This is a genomic window from Streptomyces indicus (genome assembly GCF_900100315.1).
GTDB lineage: Bacteria > Actinomycetota > Actinomycetes > Streptomycetales > Streptomycetaceae > Streptomyces > Streptomyces indicus.
In genome coordinates, this window is the sequence record NZ_FNFF01000019.1 from 89986 (window position 1) to 108198 (window position 18213).

The 18213-nt window shown below is 71.9% G+C and carries 17 protein-coding genes and 1 pseudogene; 7 read left to right on the forward strand and 11 right to left on the reverse strand.

From position 1 onward, the window contains the following. Positions 1–42 precede the first annotated feature (42 nt). Positions 43–1287 carry a DegT/DnrJ/EryC1/StrS family aminotransferase gene (locus BLT97_RS32200; RefSeq protein ID WP_093616640.1) on the forward strand — a complete coding sequence of 415 codons (1245 nt, stop codon included), beginning with the start codon at positions 43–45 and terminating at the stop codon, positions 1285–1287. Between the two features lie 115 nt (positions 1288–1402). On the opposite strand, the pseudogene BLT97_RS39020 reads toward BLT97_RS32200, so the two are convergent. Continuing rightward, positions 1403–4486 (reverse strand): annotated as a pseudogene (locus BLT97_RS39020) (AfsR/SARP family transcriptional regulator); the annotation flags it as partial. Positions 4487–4625: 139 nt separating this feature from the next. On the opposite strand from BLT97_RS39020, the gene BLT97_RS32210 reads away from it, so the two are divergent. Continuing rightward, positions 4626–5174, forward strand: a complete 549-nt coding sequence (locus BLT97_RS32210) for a hypothetical protein (protein WP_093616642.1) — start codon at positions 4626–4628, stop codon at positions 5172–5174. A gap of 57 nt (positions 5175–5231) precedes the next feature. Here the strand turns inward: BLT97_RS32210 and BLT97_RS32215 are convergent, their stop codons facing one another. From BLT97_RS32215 to BLT97_RS32225, 3 genes are all read right to left on the reverse strand, one after another. After that, entirely contained in the window at positions 5232–6218 is a 987-nt protein-coding gene (locus BLT97_RS32215) for an endonuclease/exonuclease/phosphatase family protein (protein ID WP_425442793.1), read from the reverse strand. 127 nt (positions 6219–6345) lie between these two features. Next, positions 6346–7521: a sensor histidine kinase gene (locus BLT97_RS32220; protein WP_093616644.1), complete on the reverse strand. Its 1176-nt coding sequence runs from the start codon at positions 7519–7521 to the stop codon at positions 6346–6348. Continuing rightward, positions 7514–8293 (reverse strand): response regulator transcription factor, encoded by a 780-nt coding sequence (locus tag BLT97_RS32225; protein ID WP_245769661.1) that lies wholly within the window; start codon positions 8291–8293, stop codon positions 7514–7516. Before BLT97_RS32225 ends, BLT97_RS32220 begins: the two co-directional genes overlap by 8 nt. Positions 8294–8379: 86 nt before the next feature. Between BLT97_RS32225 and BLT97_RS32230 the strand changes: the two genes are divergently transcribed. Beyond that, positions 8380–9093: a D-alanyl-D-alanine carboxypeptidase family protein gene (locus BLT97_RS32230; protein ID WP_093616648.1), complete on the forward strand. Its 714-nt coding sequence runs from the start codon at positions 8380–8382 to the stop codon at positions 9091–9093. 11 nt (positions 9094–9104) lie between these two features. Here BLT97_RS32230 and BLT97_RS32235 read toward each other — a convergent pair whose 3' ends face one another. From BLT97_RS32235 to BLT97_RS32245, 3 genes are all read right to left on the reverse strand, one after another. Then, positions 9105–9455 carry a hypothetical protein gene (locus BLT97_RS32235; RefSeq protein WP_093616650.1) on the reverse strand — a complete coding sequence of 117 codons (351 nt, stop codon included), beginning with the start codon at positions 9453–9455 and terminating at the stop codon, positions 9105–9107. Positions 9456–9622: 167 nt separating this feature from the next. Continuing rightward, entirely contained in the window at positions 9623–10615 is a 993-nt protein-coding gene (locus tag BLT97_RS32240; protein WP_176953965.1) for a sigma-70 family RNA polymerase sigma factor, read from the reverse strand. A gap of 137 nt (positions 10616–10752) precedes the next feature. Further along, positions 10753–11355, reverse strand: coding sequence for a CGNR zinc finger domain-containing protein (locus tag BLT97_RS32245; RefSeq protein ID WP_176953966.1), 603 nt, complete (start codon positions 11353–11355; stop codon positions 10753–10755). Positions 11356–11420: 65 nt separating this feature from the next. Between BLT97_RS32245 and BLT97_RS32250 the strand changes: the two genes are divergently transcribed. Beyond that, on the forward strand, positions 11421–11810 hold the full coding sequence (locus BLT97_RS32250; RefSeq protein ID WP_093616656.1) for a RidA family protein: 390 nt from the start codon (positions 11421–11423) through the stop codon (positions 11808–11810). Between the two features lie 98 nt (positions 11811–11908). Here BLT97_RS32250 and BLT97_RS38115 read toward each other — a convergent pair whose 3' ends face one another. The 3 genes from BLT97_RS38115 to BLT97_RS32260 all read right to left on the reverse strand — a co-directional run bounded on the left by BLT97_RS38115 (position 11909) and on the right by BLT97_RS32260 (position 14749). Further along, the gene (locus BLT97_RS38115) at positions 11909–12373 is read right to left on the reverse strand and encodes a hypothetical protein (protein WP_176953960.1); all 465 of its coding nucleotides are present in this window, start codon (positions 12371–12373) and stop codon (positions 11909–11911) included. A 739-nt stretch (positions 12374–13112) separates the two neighbouring features. Continuing rightward, positions 13113–13661, reverse strand: a complete 549-nt coding sequence (locus BLT97_RS38750) for a transposase family protein (RefSeq protein ID WP_245769662.1) — start codon at positions 13659–13661, stop codon at positions 13113–13115. Positions 13662–13768: 107 nt separating this feature from the next. Further along, positions 13769–14749: a ScbA/BarX family gamma-butyrolactone biosynthesis protein gene (locus tag BLT97_RS32260; protein WP_093616658.1), complete on the reverse strand. Its 981-nt coding sequence runs from the start codon at positions 14747–14749 to the stop codon at positions 13769–13771. Between the two features lie 119 nt (positions 14750–14868). Here BLT97_RS32260 and BLT97_RS32265 point away from each other — a divergent pair, with 119 nt between their 5' ends. Then, complete coding sequence (locus BLT97_RS32265; protein WP_093616660.1) at positions 14869–15513, forward strand: ScbR family autoregulator-binding transcription factor; 645 nt, start codon at positions 14869–14871, stop codon at positions 15511–15513. Beyond that, positions 15510–16409: an NAD(P)H-binding protein gene (locus tag BLT97_RS32270; RefSeq protein WP_093616662.1), complete on the forward strand. Its 900-nt coding sequence runs from the start codon at positions 15510–15512 to the stop codon at positions 16407–16409. Before BLT97_RS32265 ends, BLT97_RS32270 begins: the two co-directional genes overlap by 4 nt. Before the next feature lie 28 nt (positions 16410–16437). On the opposite strand, the gene BLT97_RS32275 is transcribed toward BLT97_RS32270, so the two are convergent. Further along, on the reverse strand, positions 16438–17088 hold the full coding sequence (locus tag BLT97_RS32275; protein ID WP_245769663.1) for a TetR/AcrR family transcriptional regulator: 651 nt from the start codon (positions 17086–17088) through the stop codon (positions 16438–16440). 179 nt (positions 17089–17267) lie between these two features. On the opposite strand from BLT97_RS32275, the gene BLT97_RS32280 reads away from it, so the two are divergent. Beyond that, positions 17268–18137: a helix-turn-helix transcriptional regulator gene (locus BLT97_RS32280; protein ID WP_093616666.1), complete on the forward strand. Its 870-nt coding sequence runs from the start codon at positions 17268–17270 to the stop codon at positions 18135–18137. Positions 18138–18213 lie beyond the last annotated feature (76 nt).

Sequence of the window (18213 nt, forward strand, 5' to 3'; positions counted from 1 at the left end):
CGCTCGGCACGACTCCTACCCACCCACACCAGGAGAGTGACCATGCCGTACGGAGCGAGGCTCGCGGATGCGATGGCGCGGCGGATCGGACGGGAGTGCCTCTACACCCCCTCGGCCCGCCTCGCGCTCTACCTGGCGCTGCGGCGCTGGTGCCGCCCCGGCGGCCGGGTCCTGATGTCGCCGGTCAACGACGACGTGATCCTCTTCGTGGTGCTCGCCGCGGGCCTGCGCCCGGTGCAGGCCCCGGTCGCGGCGGCGGACGGGAACATCGACCCCGCCGCCGTGCCCGAACCGCTCTGGCGCTCGCTGGACGCCGTGCTCACCACGAACCTGTACGGCATGCCGGACCGCGTCCGTGAACTGCGGCGCCGCTGCGACGCCTTGGGCATCCCGCTCATCGAGGACGCGGCCCACGCCATCGGCACCCACGTCGGCGGACAGCCGGTCGGGACCTTCGGCACCGCGGGCGCCTTCAGCCTCGGCAAGCACGTGCAGGGCAAGGCGGGCGGCTTCCTCGCCGTCGAGGACGCCCGCACCCGTCGCGAACTGGAGCGCCTGCGCGACGACCTGCTGCTGCCCGCGCGCCTGCACGAGGACCTGGCGACCACGCTGCTCCCGCTGGCCCGCTCGGCGGTGCGCACGCTGCACCTGGTCCGCCCGGTCTGGCGCACCGCCCAGCGCCTCGGCCTCCTGGAACGCGAGGCCATCCGGATGCCGCTGCGGGCCCCGCGCCTGGCCGTGGCCGCGACCCGGGCGCCGAGCGTCCCGGCGTACGACCTCTGGTTACGCGTCGACCTGCACAGCTACCGCGACCGCCACGGCCCTTTGGTGCGCGGCCAGTTGGCGGCGCGGCTCGCCCGGCTCGACCGGGATCTCGCCCGCCGCCGCGCGGGAGTCGCCGCCTTGACCCGTACCGTCTGGGCCTCGCCCGCGCTGCGCGAGCACCTGGCCCACGAGGGCCCGCTCCCGCTGTTCCGCGCACCGCTCCTCGTCCAGGACCGGGACGCCCTCATCGACCGCCTCGTCCACCACGGCCTGGTCGCCGGCTACCTCTACGACCCGCCCCTCGACGACTACGCGGGCCCCGAGTTCACCGACCCGTCGCCGTCCCCCGAGGCGGCCCGCTGGTTCGCGGCCCACGTGCTGCCGGCCGACCCGCGCGAGGCGCCCCGCCTGATGCGGGCTCTGGGCCGGGAGGGCGCCCGCCCGGCGGCTCTGCCGTCCCCGGTCCCCGGCCCCGGTCCGGCGCCCGGACCACGCCCTCGTACTGGCGGAGTGCCTCGGTGAGACGTCCCGTCGCCATGAGCGCGCCACCGAGCCGGGACCGTATGTCCATCTCCAGCCAGGCATAACCGGGTTCGGTCAGCGGAGACAGCAACTGAAGCTGCACCAGGGCCTGTTGGTGCAACCCGATCGCCGCGCCCGGGTCCCCCTGGCCGTGCACCGCCGTCCCCAGCCGCGTCAGGCTCCGGGCACCCTGGAACACATCCCCGCCCTGCTCCACCAGCCGCACCGCCTCCGTCAGCAGCCGCGCGGCCTCCCCGTACCGCCCGCTGCGCAGATGGATGTCGGCACTGCAGCTCAGAATCCGGCCGAGCATGTGGGGGCGGGGGGTGGTTGCGGGGGAAGGGGGGCCGGCGGTGATGGGGGGCTCGTCGGTCGCGGCGGGGTGCTGCCCGGTCTGTACGGGGTGCCGCTTGGCCGCGACGGATCGCTCCCCGGTGCGGACCGCGCCCTCCGCGCACGCGCGGGCCGCGGCGAAGCTCGCGAGCGCTGCCTCGTCGCAGCCCTCGAACTGGTGCGAGAGCCCCTGGATCAGCAGCGCCATCGCGCCCAGCCAGCTGTCCTGCCGGGCCGCGCACAGCTGCGCCGCCTCGGTCACGTACGCGAGGGCGCGTGACCCCTCGCCGACGCTCAGCGCGGTGGCGCCGAGTCCGGTGAGGGCGCGGGCCTCCTCGCCCCGTGCGCCGCACTGCCGCGCCGCTTCCAGCACCTCGGTGCACAGGGCGCGCGCCTGCGTGTAGCGGCGCTGGTGGATGGCGGTGTACGCCAGGCAGCTGCGCACCGCGAGCGGCATCCGCGGGTCGGTGCAGCGGTCGGTGTGCGCGAGCGCCAGCTCCAGCGCGGTCTGCGCCTCGTGGTAGCGCCCCTGCCGGACGAAGTAGTCGGTGTACGCCTCGGCGATCCAGCAGGCCAGGTCGTACTCCTCGAACAGGACGGCATGCCCGACCACGTCGGGCAGGTCGCCGCCGAAGGAGTCAAGCCAGGCCTCCGCCGCGCGCCAGTCGCCGAAGACCCGATCCCCGCCCAAAGCCTGCTCTCCGCCCGGCTCGTCCGGCCCGCTGGGGAAGCCCGCCGTCCCCCAGTCGCTCGCGAGCCGCGCCGCCGCCAGATGCAGGTGAAGTCCCTTGGTGCATACGGCCGTTGCCTCCTCCGGCACCGTCCGCGCCGTCCGCCGCGCGTGCACACGGACGAGGTCGTGCAGCCGGTAGCGGCCCGGGCGCGGCTCCTGGAGCAGGCTCGCGTCCACCAGCCCTTCGAGCAGTTCCTCGGTGTCGCGGCAGCCCTCGGCGTCGTAGGCGGCGTACGGGCCGGGGCTCAGCATCGCCGCCGCCGTACGCACGTCGAACTCCACCGTCGGGGTGAGCCCCAACGCCCGGAACCCCCGCTGCTGTTCGGCGTCGAGCTGGTCGTACGACAGCCGGAACGCGGCCTCCACGCTCCGGTCGCCCACGCTCAGCTCACCGAGCAGCCGCCCGTCCCCGGCCATCCGCCCCACCAGATACTGCACGCTCCACGCGGCACGGTTCTGCAACCGGGAGCCGGCGATGCGCAGCGCCAGCGGCAGTCCGTCGCAGAGCCGGGCGAGGCGGGCGGCCGCTTCGCGTTCCGCGGCGGCCCGCTCGTCTCCGATGAGATGGGTCAGGAGGGAGACGGCCTGGGCGCTGTCCAGGGGGTCGAGGGCGAGCCGCCGCTCGGCGTCGAGGTCCGCGAGGCGGCGCCGTCCCGCCACCAGGACCCGGCTGTCCGCGCCCGCCGGAAGCAGCGGCCGCACCTGTTCGGCGTCCAGGGCGTCGTCCAGGACGAGCAGCAGCCGCAACCCGCTCGTCGCGGCACGCCACGCCTCCGTCAACTCGTCGAGGTCGCCGGGGAGTTCGCCCTTCGCCGCGCCCAGGGTCCGCAGCAGCCGTTGCAGGGCCTGCTCGGGGGTCCGGCGGCGCTGGGTGCTGTGCCCGCGCAGGTCCACGAACAGACAGCCGTCCGGATACCGGGCGCTGAGCTCGCGCGCGGCCCGTACGACCAGGGCGCTCTTGCCTACCCCGGCCGGCCCGTGCACGGTCAGGACGCCGACGGCCCCGGGCGCGGACGGGGCGGTCAGCAGGGCGAGTTCGGTGTCGCGCCCGATGAGCCGGCCGGAGTCGCCGGGGAGGGTGTTGAGCGGTCCGGCGGGGTGAGGGGTGCGGGGGCGGGAGTGTGCGTGGTCTGATCCCTGGCCCGGCCCCTGGTCCGGTGTGCGGCCTGGTCTCTGACGCGCGACCGGCTCGCGGACTCCCGGCTCCTGGCGCAGGACCGCCTGATGGGCGCGCCGGAGCCCGGGCCCCGGGTCCACGCCGAGCTCGTGCCGCAGCAGCCGGCGGATCTCCTCGTACGCCTGGAGCGCCTCGGCCTGCCGCCCGCTGCCGTGCAGCGCGCGGATCCGCAGCGCGGCCACCTGCTCGTCGCAGGGGTCGAAGAAGGCGGTGGGCTCCTCCAACACCGCGGCGAACCGCCCCAGTTCGGCAAGGAGCTGAAGGCGCTGCACGCGCAGCCCGCGCACCCGCTGCCGCAGCCGTGCCCGCTCGGCCGCGGCGAACGGTCCCGGCAGCCCGGCCAGCGGTTCGCCGCGTACGAGGGCGAGTGCGCGATCGAGGCGATGCAGTGCTGCGTCGGGGTCCAGCAGCCCGGCCTCGCGGCCGGCTGCCTCCAACTCGTCGCTGTCGAGCAGGAGTTGACGCTCATCGATCCGGTAGCCGCCGTGCTCCGCCCGGATGAGGGAGTCCTCCGGGCGTGTGCCCGGCGGGTCGAGCCGCCGGCGCAGCGCGTACACGTAACTGGGCAGCACCTTCCCGCCGCTCGCGGGCGGGTGCTCGCCCCAGACGGCGTCGAGCAGCTGCTCCCGGCCCGCAACCCGCCCGGCCCGCAGCGCGAGCGCCACGAACACGGCCTGCCCGCGCGCGGGCCCGAGAGGTACCGGTCCGGTGTCCCGGGCGGCGCGCACGGGGCCGAGCACGGCCAGTCGCAGCACCACCCGAGCCCCCTCGTCCGGGCGTGCCGAGCGCCCGCCCCGTGTCCGGCGCGCGGCCACCGGCGGTCCGCGCATCATCGGAATTTCATCGGCATTGCAACGCCTCGCGCCACGGTATGCAAGCGCGGCGGCCGCCAGGGGGAGCCGGCCGCCGCGTTCCCGCCACCGACTCGCGGAAGGCAGCAGCCCGTTGACGACCATGGACAGCCGGGGAGCAGCACCCGGCGATATCCGGAACACGACCGAGACCCGGGGCACACCCGAGACCTGGGGCACACCCGAGACCTGGGGCACACCCGAGACCTGGGGTACGCCCGAGCCCAGGAACACAACCAGGAGCGTGGACCCCCCTTCCGACCCGCCGTCGCTCACCACCCTCCTCGCCGAACGCGGCCTCTTCCTCACGAAGGACGAGGGCGACGCGACGGCCGCCGTCTACCTCTGCGTACGGGACGGGCTCCCGGGCGGCTATCCCATCGGCTACGCGCTGCCGTCGCGCACCGGCACGTGGTTCGCTTACGCACGCTCGCGCCCGGGCCGGATCTTCGCCTGCGACCAGGTGGACGCGGGCCTGTGGAGCCTGGAGTCCGCCCTGCGCTCGGCGCTGGCGCACGCCCGGTACGGCGACGTGCTGTACGCCCTGGAACGGGCGACGGGCAACCCGGCCACGTACCGCGTGAAGGTCCCCCGCTCCTGGACCGCACACCTGACCGCCCTGCCCGGCATCACCGGCCGCGGCGGCAGCCTGCGCCTCACGGCCGCAGCCGTGGCATTCCTGCGCGGCGAGCCCGAACGAGCCGACTGCCACGCCGACATGGCGGGACGGCTGTGGCTCGCGGGACAGCCGTACGCACTGCGGCGCGAGACCCGGGGGCGGGACGGGGAGTGAGCGGCGGTAGCGGCCGGGGTTCGACGGCCGGACCATCGGGCCACGCGGCCCCGGGACTCACCAGCCGATCCCGGCCGCCACAGGAAGATGATCGCTCCCGGTCTCCGGCAGCAGCCAAGCGCTCCTCGGTTCCACTCCCTTGACGAGGATCTGGTCGATCCGGGCGATCGGGAAGGACTTCGGCCAGGTGAAGCCGAATCCGTCGCCCGACTCCTCCTGGACGGAGCGCAGTTGCGCGGTGAGGGCGTCGAACGCGCGGTCGTCCATGGTGCCGTTGAGGTCGCCGAGCAGCACCACGCGCTCGCTCGGGTCGGCGGCGACCGCCGCGGCGAGCGCCTCGGCGTTGCGGTCGCGCGACTCGGACCAGAAGCCGCTGCGGGGCATGACGCGTACGGAGCCCAGGTGCGCCACGTACACCGTGAGCGGGCCCTGCTCCGTCGCCACCGTCGCGCGCAGGGCGCGGGCGTAGCGGAGCTTCTCCTCCTCCGGCTTGGCGTCGCCGAGCGGACCGACGTCCTGCCGGATGTCGACCGGCCGCGGGTCCGACAGGGGCAGCCTGCTCCACAGCCCGACCGTGCCGACCGTGTAGTGGTGCGGGTACGTCTTCGCGAGTTCCCGTTCGTACGTCGGACGGGCCTCGGGGGTCATCTCCTCCAGCGCGAGTACGTCCGCGCCGGAGGCGGCGAGGGTGCGGGCGGTGCCGGCCGGGTCGGGGTTGTCCGCGCCGACGTTGTGGCCGGCCACCACGAGGTCGTGGCCCGCGCGGGACTTGTCGGTGAGCAGCCCGCCGAAGAGGCTCACCCACGCGAACACCGGCAGCAGCAGCGCCACCACGGCGGAGGCGGACCGGCGCCACAGCGCGGCCGCGAGCAGCACCGGAACGCCCAGCCCGCACCACGGCAGCACGCTCTCCACCAGACTCCCGAGCCCCGCCGCGTCGGGCAGCTGCGCGTGCAGCAGCAGCATCAGGCCGAGCAGCAGCGCGAGCGCCGTGAGGAGGAGGCCGCGCCGCCAGGGGGCGGGGCGGGACAGGCCGCGGGCCAGCCGCCGCAGGACACCCGTCCGCGTCGTGCCCTCGCTCCGGGGCGCGGCGTCTCCCAGGGCCTCCTGGGCCTCCGGGGACTCCTTCGGCTCCTGGGGCTTCTCCCGGGTGGCGGTGTCCGTCACTGCATCACTCACTGGTCGCTGTCCTGAACTGCTCGGTATGTGCTCGGTCGTACGGGTGCGGGGCCGGTGCGACGGGCAGGCGTACGGAGATCCGCAGTCCGCCCGCGGGCCGCGGGGCGAGGGTGAGGGTGCCGTCGTGCACGCGGACGATCGCCTTGACGATGGCGAGGCCCAGACCGACGCCGGCATGGTCGTCGTGCAGCCGTTCCGTGCCGCGCCGGAAGGGCTCGGTGAGCGTGGCCAGCAGCTCGGGGGAGAGCCGCTCCCCGGTGTTCTCGACGGTGAGCTCCACGTGCTCGGGGCCCGCCGCGGTCGACACGTGCACGGTGCCGCCGGCGGGCAGGTTGTGCACGATCGCGTTGTGCAGGAGGTTCGTGGTCATCTGAAGCAGCAGCGCCGGCGATCCGTGCGCGGTCGCCGGCTCGCCCTCGAAGTCCTCGAAGTCCTCGAAGTCCTCGACGGTGACGCCGCGTTTCTCGGCGAGCGGCAGCAGCGTCTCCTCCGCCTCCTCCACGAGCAGCGACAGATCCACGGGTTCCCGTGTGAAGGACCGCTGTTCGGCCCGGCTGAGCAGGAGCAGCGCCTCGGTGAGGTCGATCGCCCGTGCGTTGATGGCGTGCAGCCTGGCGTACACCTCGGCGGGGTCGCGCGACGGGTCGCTGCGCGCCACGTCGAGCACGGCCTGGGCGGTGGCAAGCGGGGTGCGGAGTTCGTGCGAGGCGTTCGCGGCGAACCGCTGCTGCTCGGCCACGTGTGCCTCGAGGCGGGCGAGCATGCCGTCGAACGCGTCGGCCAGTTCGCGCAGTTCGTCCTTGCGGCCCGGCAGCCGGATGCGGTGCGCGAGGGAGCCGTGGGTGGCGAGGCGGGTGGCGTCGGTGATCCGGGTCAGGGGAGCGAGCATGCGGCCGGCGAGCAGCCAGCCGCCGACGAGCCCGAACACCAGCAGGATCACCATGACCACGGCCGCCCTGGGGGCGAACTCGTTCAGGAGGTGCGAGCGGATCGGGAACACGCCCTTGAGGCCGCTCGCGTCCTCGCTGGTGAGCGTGGCCCGGTCCGGCACGTACCGCAGCAGGAAGAGCCACACCGCCGCGAGCAGCAGGGTGCCGGCCACCATCAGGAACCCGGCATAGCTGAGGGTGAGCTTGAGCCGCACGCTCAGCCCGGGCTGCCTATCCATCCCCTGCACCTTCCCGCCGGCTGCTCCGCGGCTCGTCACGCCGCCCGCTCCCGGGCGCGTCCCGCCGGACTCCTGCCTCGTCCTGCCGGCTGCTCCGCGGCTCGTCCGCCCGCGGGCTCTCCATCCGGTATCCGACGCCGGGGACGGTGGCGATGACCCACGGCTCGCCGAGCCGCTTGCGCAGCGCGGACACGGTGATGCGTACGGCGTTGGTGAACGGGTCGGCGTTCTCGTCCCAGGCCCGTTCGAGCAGCTCCTCCGCGCTCACCACACCGCCCTCGGCGGCGACGAGCACTTCGAGCACCGCGAACTGCTTGCGGGTCAGCGCGACGAAGCGCCCGTCACGGAAGACCTCGCGGCGGAAGGGGTCGACCCGTACGCCCGCGATCTCCCGCACCGGCGGCCGGCTGTGCGCCCGCCGCCGGTCGAGCGCGCGCAACCGCATCACCAGCTCCTGCAGCTCGAACGGCTTCGTCAGATAGTCGTCGGCCCCGAGCTCGAACCCGCTCGCCTTGTCGTCGAGCCGGTCCGCGGCGGTCAGCATCAGGATCGGCATCCCGCTCCCGGACGCGACGATGCTCCGGGCGACCTCGTCACCGCTCGGGCCGGGGATGTCACGGTCGAGCACCGCGATGTCGTACGTGTTGACGCTCAGCAGCTCCAGCGCCGTGTCCCCGTCGCCCGCGATGTCGGCGGCGATCGCCTCCAGACGCAGCCCGTCACGGACTGCTTCCGCCAGATAGGGCTCGTCCTCGACGATCAGCACTCGCATGCTCCGAGGCTACGAGCCGGGACATATCGTCGGCATATCGAAAACGGGATACGTGGGGACAACACGCCCCGTTCTTGACTGCGGGTATGCGCACCATCAATCCGGCACCTCCCGCACCCCGCTCCCGCCGCACCCCGGCGGCACTCGCCCTCGCGACCGCGGCCCTCGCCGCCTGCGTCACGGCCTGCCAGTCGCAGCCGGCCTCCTCCTCCTTCGCGGCCACCGACCCGCATACGACGCCGCCTGCATCGCAGCACGCAGACACAGCTCACCCCTCACCGCACTCGCCCTCTTCACGGCCGTCCGCGCGCGACGCAGGCAGCCGGCCGCTCGGCCGGGCGGACGGCGCCGTCCCCTCCGGCACGCTCCTCACCGCCGAGATCCCGGCGCTCACCCACCTCGACCCGGCCCTGCGCAGCGCCCTGCGCCGCGCGGCGGCGGACGCGGCGCGCTCCGGCGTCACGATCGTCCTGAACAGCGGCTGGCGTTCCCCTGCGTACCAGGACGACCTCCTGCGGAAGGCGATATCGCAGTACGGCTCCCAGGAGGAGGCGGCCCGCTGGGTGGCCACCTCCGACACGTCCCCGCACGTCGCCGGCAAGGCAGCCGACCTCGGCCCCTCCACCGCCACGTCCTGGCTCTCCCGCCACGGCGAGTCGTACGGCCTCTGCCAGATCTACCGCAACGAGCCCTGGCACTACGAACTCCGCCCCGAGGCGGCGACGAAGGGGTGCCCGGCGATGTACGCGGACCCGACGGAGGACCCGCGGATGAGCGGTGACGCGCACGCGGACCGGTGAGCCCGCGGGACTCAGGCGGCCCGGCGCTGCTGCCGCCGCCCGCAGCCGCCCGAGTGCTCGGTACCCGCCGACGTCCACCACATCTCGCAGCACGCGGCGGCGAGCGCGACCCGCGCCGCACCGTCGATCGCGTCGTAGTCGGGCACCCGGGGCCGCGCGCGGGCCTCGGCGCGCAGCGCGGCGACACGACGCTCGTCACCGGCGAGGTACTCCCGCAGGGACGCGACGACCATGAGCAGCGCGACCGCACCGAACCCGCCGGCGTAGCCGACGGCTCCTTGCACGGCGCTCACCGAGGCCGCGTGCGCGGCGAGCGCCCCGCCGAGGACGTACAGGATGCAGAGGGTGCGGGTGGTGGCCATCAGCGGTCAGAGGTCCTTCCAGAGGTGCAAGGGCGGGAGGAGCCCGATGGCCGAGGGAGACCCGGCCGCCGTACTGATAACGACAAGACCGACCGAGATCACTTCGAACATGCGTCCTTCGTCGGAGTGAAGCCGCCTCGGAAGCCGCCTCGGAAGGGGCCGCGGGACTACGCGGCGTACCCGTGCGGCCGGCAGCGCACCCCCAGCCGCTCACCGACCTCCGCCAGCACCTCCGGGCAGAAGTAGTACCAGCGCAGCCGCGTGACACCACCCCCGGCGGTCTCCACCCGCAACACATCCTCGACCGCCTCACCCGCGCCCGCACCACCACCACCGTCGACGGGTGCGGCCCACATCAACACGACCAACTCCCCGCCCAACTCCCCGTCCAACTCCCGGACTTCCGCACGCCAGCGGACGGAGGTCTCCAGCAGAAGGGTGTGGTGCAGGGACCCGGCGGCGATCTGCTCCCGGCCGACCTCATGGGCCATGCCGATGACGTCGCTGACCGCGTCCTCGGCGAAGAGCTTCGCCAGCCCGTCCAGGTCGTACGCGGTGAACGCCTTCGCCAGGGCGTCGAGCGTGCCCCGGTCGGGCGCCGGGCGGCGGGCGAGCGCCGCCGCACGCCCGGGATCGGCGAGACGCCCCCGGCCGCGGTGCAGAGCGGCCTTGACCGCGCCCTCGGTGGTGCCGAGCATGCCGGCGATCTCTTTCACCGGCAGGTCGAAGACATCCTTGAGCACGACGGCGGCACGCTCCTGCGGGGACAGCAGCGTGGCCATCTCCGCGAGCGCGTCCCGTACTTCCACCGGATCGGCAGCGGCGGGCGCGGCACGCTCGGACGGTTCGACGAGCAGGGGAGCGGGCCGGCGCACCTGGTCGAGATAGGCGTTCGTCGCGATCCGCACGAGCCATGCCATCGGCCGCTCGACGGCCTGATGCGACTGCGCCGCCCGCGTCAGAGCCCGCGCAAGCGTCTCCTGTACGAGATCCTCCGCCTCCCACACGTCCCCGGTCAGCCGCCGGCAGTACCGGAACAACTCCCCGCGCAACGGCTCTAACACCCCGAGAAACTCCCGCCGCACCTCCCTCGCGGCATCGACCACCGCCTGCGGCAGCACGTCACCGGACGAAACGGACCAGCTGGTTTGAGATGACACGAAGAACTCCTCGGGGCGAGTACGGGGTGCTGGCACTGCACACCTGTACGACGGGGTGGTCCTCGCATTCGATACGGGGCAAGCGAGAAGTCATGCCGCAGGGCGCAGCCGTCCCTGGTCAGGCCGGAGTGTCCGCCTCATGCCTCCGTCGCCCGCCGGGCGCGCAGGGCCCGGAGTTTGTGGCGGTTGCCGCAGCGTTCCATGGCGCACCAGCGGCGGGCGCCGGGGCGGGAGGAGTCCACGAACACCAGTGGGCAGTTGTCGCCCGCGCACTTGCGGATGCGCCCGGCGAGCGGGCCGGACAGGAGCTCGATCATCTCCCGCGCCATGGTCGACAGCGCCTGCGTGGCCCGCACCGGTTCCGCCCAGCCCGTGGTCGTGCCGTCGGCGGCGAGTTCGGGGACGAGGGGAGCGGCGGCCGCGGCCCGGTTGATGGCCTCCACCGCCTCCGCGGGCAGGGGGCGGGCCGCAGCCCGGGCGTGCGCCGCCTCCCAGATCGCCTGGCGGAGGGTCTTGGCCGCGGCCAGGTCACGGGACGTCACGGGCACGGACATCACCGCGGCCGGCGGCGGCTCGGCCAGCCATGCGCCCAAATCGGCCGGCTCGTGCAGGGTCTCGAACACCGCGTACCGGCCTTCGCCGCCGGTGTGGGCGAAATCCAGGCAGAGGGCGCCCGCGTCGAACCGGAACGACCCGCCCTTGGGGTCGTGCAACACCCGTCCAGTTGCGCTCGTTCGCATGACACCACTATAAGTGGTGTTGGACGTAACCTCTATAACCGGTTTCGCTCACGGAGGAGCAAGACATGGGTGTGCGCCGCATCAATCCCGAGGGTCTGCACCGCAGTCCCGCCTTCAGCCAGGCCGTCGTGGTCGAACAGCCGGCGAAGACGATCTACATCGGAGGCCAGAACGGCGTCGACGCCGACGGCAAGGTCGTCGGCCCCACCGTCGGCGAACAGTCCAGGCAGGCCTTCCGGAACCTCAAGGCCATCTTGGAGAGCGAGGGAGCGAGCCTGGCGGACATCGTCCACTGGAGGATCGCCGTGGTGGACGGCCACACCTTCGACGAGGGCGTCGCCGCCTTCCAGGAGGTCTGGAACCGCTCCGACCCGCCCCCGGCCATCACGGTCCACGTGGTGGCGGGCCTGGGCCCCGGGTTCCTCGTCGAGATCGACGCGGTCGCGGTCATCTGACCTGGCGGGATACGGAAGTTCGGAAACGGCGAAAGGCCCGGACGCTCACGGTCCGGGCCTTTGCGGCGGTGCCCCCGGAAGGGTGCTGCCACCCGGGCTCATCCCCCGTACCGGCTCCGCAAATCGGTCGCGACGCTGGACATGATCTCCGTCGCCTGCGGCAGGGACGCGTCAGCCAACGGCATCCCGATCTGGGGGTCGTACGCGGTCAGCCCGGTCTCCTTCTCCACGATCGCGGAGAGAGCCAGAAGCTGGGCGATTACCCCCTCGGCAGCTGCGTCGGCATGCCAGTAGGGCACGGTGATGCTGACCTCGTCCCCGAGCACGGACAGGTCGATACCGGTGTCCGATTGACTGAGGTCGCGTGATTCCTGCTCGTGCTCCGTGATTTCCACGTCGCCGAGCAGCGCGCAGGCCTGCGGCACGATGCGCTGCCAGGCCGCCAGGAGTTCGGCGGGGATGCGCGAAGTGCCCGTGCTTGCCGCTGCGACCTCGGTGGCCTCCAGGGCTTCTTCCCAGGACTGCCCTTCGTGCCGGCTCAGAAAGTAGATGTCGTAGCTCATCGCGAGATCGTAGGGCGTAGGTCGCGTGGGTCCTTCATCGCTCGGACATGAGAAGGGCCGGCTCAGGAGAACCTCTGAGCCGGCCCTTCTGCCCGTGCCCCCGGCGGGAGACCAGACAGATGGGAAACGGCGTGACCCCGGTATTCCCGGGGCTCGGGTCACGATCGAGCAGATGGTGCCCGTGCGCGGTAAGGGGATGCGGTAGTGCGGGTTCGAGTGCTGGGCAGGACCCGGCAACCGAGTGGGAGTCGCTCTCTGCGACGCCACCACGGCGAGAGAGTCCTTGCCGCGAGTGGGGAACCACGGAAGCCGCATCGCTGATGAGCCCCCGCTCGGGTGCTTCCTGGGAGTGCACGAGCACGCCACCGAGCTCGGAGTGTGTTGGTGCGGTTCGCTTCCGAGGTTGTACACGCTTTCGCGGCTCTCCGGTCGGCCGGTCTGCTTGCGGCGCCGGTGTACGCGGAGAGCGAGACGGGCGTGCGGGAAGGCGATGCCGCCGAGATTGTCGGCGATGGCGCAGGTCTTGATCAACCGGGACTCGCGCCGGCTGTGAGAGGTGGCGGAGGCGGTGTGCTGGACTGTGATCGAGGTCCAGGGCGGGGCGGCGAGCTGAGCGTACGCGGTGGGCTGGTTGGTCTTGATGACCGCGATGTAGTGGGCCTTTTTCGTCTCGACCAGCCAGGTGATGTTGGCCTTCACCGAGTGCAGGGCGTCGAAGGTGACCACGGCGTCGGTGAGGTCAAGTGGCGCCAGCAGGTGCTTGAAGTGCCGCGTCTCGTTGGTCTTCGCGCCGACCTCGACCTGGGAGAGCGTGGCGACGGGGTGGTGCGTGACCGCCGAGAAGGTGACGGCGCGGTACCTCCAGGCGGGCCGAGCCCTTGAGCGTCTTGCCGTCCACGGCGACGACCCACCCGGGTCGAGTCGCCGACGCGCGCGTGGACGTGCGGTGTTGGTCGGCGAGGTAGGCGCCGACGGCCTGGTCCAGAGCATCGCCGTCGAGCGCCATCAGGACGCGTCCCATCGTGACCGGCTTCGGACTGCGCCGCCAGCCGAGCAGGTGACGGCGGATTCCGAGGGAAGCCAGCAGCGTGTTCGTGGCCCGCTCGGCGAACTCGGCGATCTCCTCGAGGCTCTTCGCCCCGGACACGACCGCGCAGGCGCACACCAGCAGGACCGAGACCAGCGAGTACCAGCGGCCCCGACGTGAGCGCGGATCGGGCACCGATTCGAGGTAAGGGCGCAGGTCTGCGATGCGGTCCGCATCCAGCGGGCCCAGCTTCTCCAGCACGGCAGGGGTAGGGGAAGATGCAACGGCAGGCACGGGACATCCTCGTGATCATCTGGCTTAGTCACCACAATGATCACGAACCCCCGTACCTGCACTGCTACCCGCCCCTACCGGCCCCGATCGCCAACCAACCGTGCGTCCGGGGAAGTTGACGGAGCCCTGACAGGAGAGTGAAGCACAGAGGGTTCCGTGGCGCCGGTAATCCGCGCGGTGAAGACCGCCTCGCCGTCCTGGATGCCGTTCACGGTCTGGCACAGGCGGCTCGCAGAAGCAACCTGGGACGGTTCGGCCACGATGATGCACGGCTGGTCGAACTCCACGTAGCGGAAGAAGGAGGCGTCAAAGCCGATCGGCACGACCCGCCCGGGGGCCGCTGCTGCCTGGACGGCCTGGCTTGCTGCCTCAAGCAGCACCATGCCCGGTATGTGATCGTGTGGATGGTCGAAAAGCACCCCGTGCGTGGTGTCGGCCCGCAACCTCCAGTGCCGTTGCCGGCCGGTTGCAGCATCAGGTGATTCGGGAGAGAGCACGACGTCACGAGGGTTGCCGCGGCCGACCAGGGCAGGTTCCACTGGCGGCCCCACCGGCAGCGCGCGGGCGAAAGCCGTACGGGCATCCGCGTACTCACCGCGCAGTCGGTTGTACAGCGCCGGGGGGTAGGCGGTGTACCGCAAGCGAGCCGTGCCCACAGGGACACCGTCCCGGAACGCTTCGACGTGCGCAGTCAGACGGAACAAACCCGACCTGCGGGGCGCGAACGGGGCATGAGTGATCGTCAGGTCCAGTGCCGCAGGTCCGGCGCCGACGGCCAGAGCGCGTGGCGCAAGCGTGCAGGAGATCTCCTCCCAGCCCATGCGGTGCCCGGCAGGGACGCCGAGGCCATGCTGACCAGTGACGGCCACCGCCTGACGCACGCTCTCCGTGAACAGCATCAGGCTGTACCGCACCGGAGTCGGCGTATAGAACGTATGAGAACGCGGCCAGCGCACGGTCGCGGAATGGGTGGAGTCATCCCGCCGGTCCCAGCCGGTAACAAGCACTTCGTCGAGGTTGGTCTTGCCCACACTGCGCCTGATGTCTGCAAACATCCGAGCTACCTCCGAAAGGTGACGTCGCGCGCCTCGAGCGCTGTGGCGGAGCGATCTGCGCGAGCAGCAGTAACATAGAGACTGTTCTTATTTTTTGTCGAGGAGCGAAGGGACCTTCCATGGCGCGCGAGCTGGCGGGCAAACGCGAGATCAAGCAGGAACGTGCAGGCCGGACACGAGTCCTCATCGCGCGGGCGGCCGCGGAGGTGTTCGCCGAGTACGGGTTCGCCGGCGCGAGCGTGACCAAGATCACGGAACGGGCCGGGCTGACGCTCGGTGCGCTGTACTTCCACTTCGAAAACAAGGAAGCGCTGGCCCGCGAGATCGTCCGAGGGCAGCCGGAGCGGGTCACTCCCGCCCGCGAGTCCCAGGGCCTGCAACGTGCCGTCGACATCTCGCTGACCTGGGCACATCAACTGCTTGAAGATCCCTATCTGTTGGCAGGGGCGCGGCTGGTCATGGAACAGGACTCGTTTGCCGACCCTGACGGCAACTCGCACCAGCAGTGGACGACGGTGTTCGCCGAATCGCTCACCGAGGCGCAACGCCTGCGCGAGGTCCGCGCGAGCATCGACGTGGAGAACGTGGCGCGGTTGATCGTCCACGCCTGTACCGGCGCGCAGATGCAGACCTACCTGGAAAACGGCCGGCAGGACCTGCCCCTGCGGGTGGGGGAGATGTGGAGCGTGCTGCTGCCCGCCATCGGCACGCCCAGCGCACTCAGGCGCATCCGGGTCGACGACCCCCGCGAGGTGATGGCATGAGTCCCCACGCATCCACTGCGCCCGACCGCCCGGAAGTCCCGAAGGTGGTGGTCACCGGGGCCACCGGAGCAGTGGGACGCCATGTGGCCCGGCTCCTGTCCGAACTAGCAGGCGTATTGCCGACACTCCTGGTGCGCGACACGGCCAAGGCTGCGGCGCTGGGCCTGTCCGGAACCGTCAGCCAGGGCGACTACCGGGACCGCAACAGCTTGCGCGCGGCCTTCCATGGTGCCGACACCGTCTTCATCGTGACGGCAAACCCGCTGCGCCCCCAGGACGACGAGAGCATCCTTGCCGCGGCGAGCCAAGCGGGCGTCCGCCACGCCGTAAAGCTCTCCTGGCTGGGCGTCGCCGATCCCGGCGCGGACGACCTGGTCGCCGACTGGAACCGGCGCAGTGAACGGGTACTGCACGAGAGCGGAATACCGTGGACCGTCCTGCGCATCCGCACACCGATGTCGAACACGCTGGCCTGGGCGCCCTCGATCCGTGAACACGCCACGGTGCAGGCCTTCGGGGGCGGGGCGCGCACGGCCTGTGTCGACCCCCGCGACGTCGCCCAGGCCGCGGTACAGATCCTCACCGAACCCACCCCGCACGCAGGCGCCACCTACTCGCTGACCGGCCCGCAGGAACTGTCGGCGCGCAGCCAGGCGGCGTTGCTGTCTCAAGCCCTCGGCAAGCAGCTGACATTCATCGACCTCACGGCCGACCAGGCACGCGCCAGGTGGGCCGACCGGTACGGGGAGCAGATTGCCGACGCCCTCCTTGAAGGCGCCCGGCGCAGGGCCCAAGGAGCCTCAGCCCGGATCGACCCGACCTTGGAGAAGCTGATCGGCCGACCCCCCGCCACCTTCGCGGCCTGGGCCTCGGACCACACACGCCACTTCTCCTGACCGCCGTCGGCCGGGGCTCGCGCTCGCTCTACCACCTGCTCGAGCCGCCGGCCGCCACTCCGTGAAGGAGCACCTGCCACACCTCCTCCAAGTCACGGCCATGCGGACCCGGTTCGCTGTCGGCCTGAGCCAGCTCCGTCATCCCCAGCACCAGGAACCGCGTGAGCAGCACCACCGTGTCCGGGGGAGTGCCCGGACGCAACTCGCCTTCACAATGGGCCTGTTCGGCCAACCGACGCACATCGGGCATCCATGCGTCATGCCAGTGGTCCTGCCCCAGAACCCGATCCCGGCACAACCGGCTGGCCGCCCGCACGGCTGCCTCTTCGCGCAGCAGCCGAGCCAGCGCCTGAGTGATGCCGATCACCCTGTGAAGACGGGAGGCGTCCGCGTGGCCTACGGGGGAGACTGCCCGGGCCACGGCATCCCGGGTGAGCGCTGACCCGCAGCAGTACACGGCCCGGGCCAACGCCAGCTTCGTGGGGAAGTGGAAGGTGAGCGCCCCCATCGTGCCCCCTGCTGCCGCACTGATGCGCTGCAGCGAAGTGCCGCCGTATCCGTGCAGCGAGAACTCCTCGGCGGCGGCGTGGAGCAGCCGTTGCCGCGTCCGCTCGGCCCGCTCCTGACTGACCATGTGATGTACCGGCCCTCCGGCGTTAAAGATAGCGATCGCTTTCATTTATCCGTGGGGCGCCCTCCGATGCAAGTCAGTGGCCGGATCGCCTACCCGTGGCGGCTCGCGGGCGATGAAACATAGAGAACGCTCTCTTTCGCTTGAAAAAAAAATAACGCTATCTATGATGATGGAGGTCTCGTGCCGGGAGGGGCGCGGGGTGCCCTACACGTTCACTCAGGAGGATGGCCTTGCCAGTCACCAACCAGGAGCGACGAGTTGCCAGTCCGGTAGAGCTGAGATTCGCCGAACTCGGTGACTTCCTCGCTGCACGACGCGCAGAGATCACCCCTGAACAGGTCGGCCTGCCGGGCGGTGGCACACGTCGGCTGCCCGGACTGCGCCGCGAGGAGGTGGCCATGCTCGCTGGCATCGGCGCCTCCTGGTACACCTGGATCGAGCAGGGCAGGGCGAAGAACGTCTCCCCGGAGATCCTGGGGGCGGTCGCTCACGTCCTGAAACTGGACGAGGCGCAGTGCCGCTACGTGATGCGCCTGGCCGGTTATGCGCCGCCCCGACGCCCCCGGCCCGTGGCAGAGTCCGGCCGACGGCTGTGCGCCACGGTGGTCGACGGCTTTCTGCCGGGCCCGGCCTACGTCATCGACCGCTACTGGGATGTCGTTGCGGCGAACCAGGCGGCAGTGGACCTCCTGGGCCTTGACGGACCGCATCCCAACTACCTGGAGATGCTGTTCCTCGATCCGCTGGCGGCAAGCCGGTTTCCCTGCTGGAGCCGCGACGCCGCCGACGCGGTATCCCAGTTCCGGGCCCAAAGCGGCGAGTTCCTGGGGGACCCCAGGCTCACTGCGCTGGTGGGACACCTGGGCGAGGGCAGCAGGATCTTCGCCGACCTGTGGACCGAGCACCGCGTCAGCGACGCTGCGGGGCAGGGACTGGTGGTGCGCCACCCCGGGCTGGGACAGGTCTCCTTCACCCAGATCCGTCTTGATCTCGCCCTCTGCCCAGGGCACCAGCTGATCCTGCTCAGCCCTCACGGGGGCGGCGCAGCCGACCAGCCCGCACCCCTTGCACGTTCCGTCGGCGTGCCGGCCTGACGCCCGCACCGCCGGCCGGACGCGGGGCTGAGGGCGTGCAGTGCACGAGCTCACCCGCAGCGCCGTGCCGTTCCCG

What these genes read in the sequence shown, in the direction of transcription:
- BLT97_RS32245 (WP_176953966.1), bottom strand. Translation starts at nt 11,355, where the DNA reads ATGCGAACGAGCGCAACTGGACGGGTGTTGCACGACCCCAAGGGCGGG.
- BLT97_RS32250 (WP_093616656.1), top strand. Translation starts at nt 11,421, where the DNA reads ATGGGTGTGCGCCGCATCAATCCCGAGGGTCTGCACCGCAGTCCCGCC.
- BLT97_RS32220 (WP_093616644.1), bottom strand. Translation starts at nt 7,521, where the DNA reads ATGGATAGGCAGCCCGGGCTGAGCGTGCGGCTCAAGCTCACCCTCAGC.
- BLT97_RS32275 (WP_245769663.1), bottom strand. Translation starts at nt 17,088, where the DNA reads ATGAAAGCGATCGCTATCTTTAACGCCGGAGGGCCGGTACATCACATG.
- BLT97_RS32270 (WP_093616662.1), top strand. Translation starts at nt 15,510, where the DNA reads ATGAGTCCCCACGCATCCACTGCGCCCGACCGCCCGGAAGTCCCGAAG.
- BLT97_RS32260 (WP_093616658.1), bottom strand. Translation starts at nt 14,749, where the DNA reads ATGTTTGCAGACATCAGGCGCAGTGTGGGCAAGACCAACCTCGACGAA.
- BLT97_RS32265 (WP_093616660.1), top strand. Translation starts at nt 14,869, where the DNA reads ATGGCGCGCGAGCTGGCGGGCAAACGCGAGATCAAGCAGGAACGTGCA.
- BLT97_RS32225 (WP_245769661.1), bottom strand. Translation starts at nt 8,293, where the DNA reads ATGCGAGTGCTGATCGTCGAGGACGAGCCCTATCTGGCGGAAGCAGTC.
- BLT97_RS32230 (WP_093616648.1), top strand. Translation starts at nt 8,380, where the DNA reads ATGCGCACCATCAATCCGGCACCTCCCGCACCCCGCTCCCGCCGCACC.
- BLT97_RS32200 (WP_093616640.1), top strand. Translation starts at nt 43, where the DNA reads ATGCCGTACGGAGCGAGGCTCGCGGATGCGATGGCGCGGCGGATCGGA.
- BLT97_RS38115 (WP_176953960.1), bottom strand. Translation starts at nt 12,373, where the DNA reads ATGAGCTACGACATCTACTTTCTGAGCCGGCACGAAGGGCAGTCCTGG.
- BLT97_RS32235 (WP_093616650.1), bottom strand. Translation starts at nt 9,455, where the DNA reads ATGGCCACCACCCGCACCCTCTGCATCCTGTACGTCCTCGGCGGGGCG.
- BLT97_RS32280 (WP_093616666.1), top strand. Translation starts at nt 17,268, where the DNA reads ATGGCCTTGCCAGTCACCAACCAGGAGCGACGAGTTGCCAGTCCGGTA.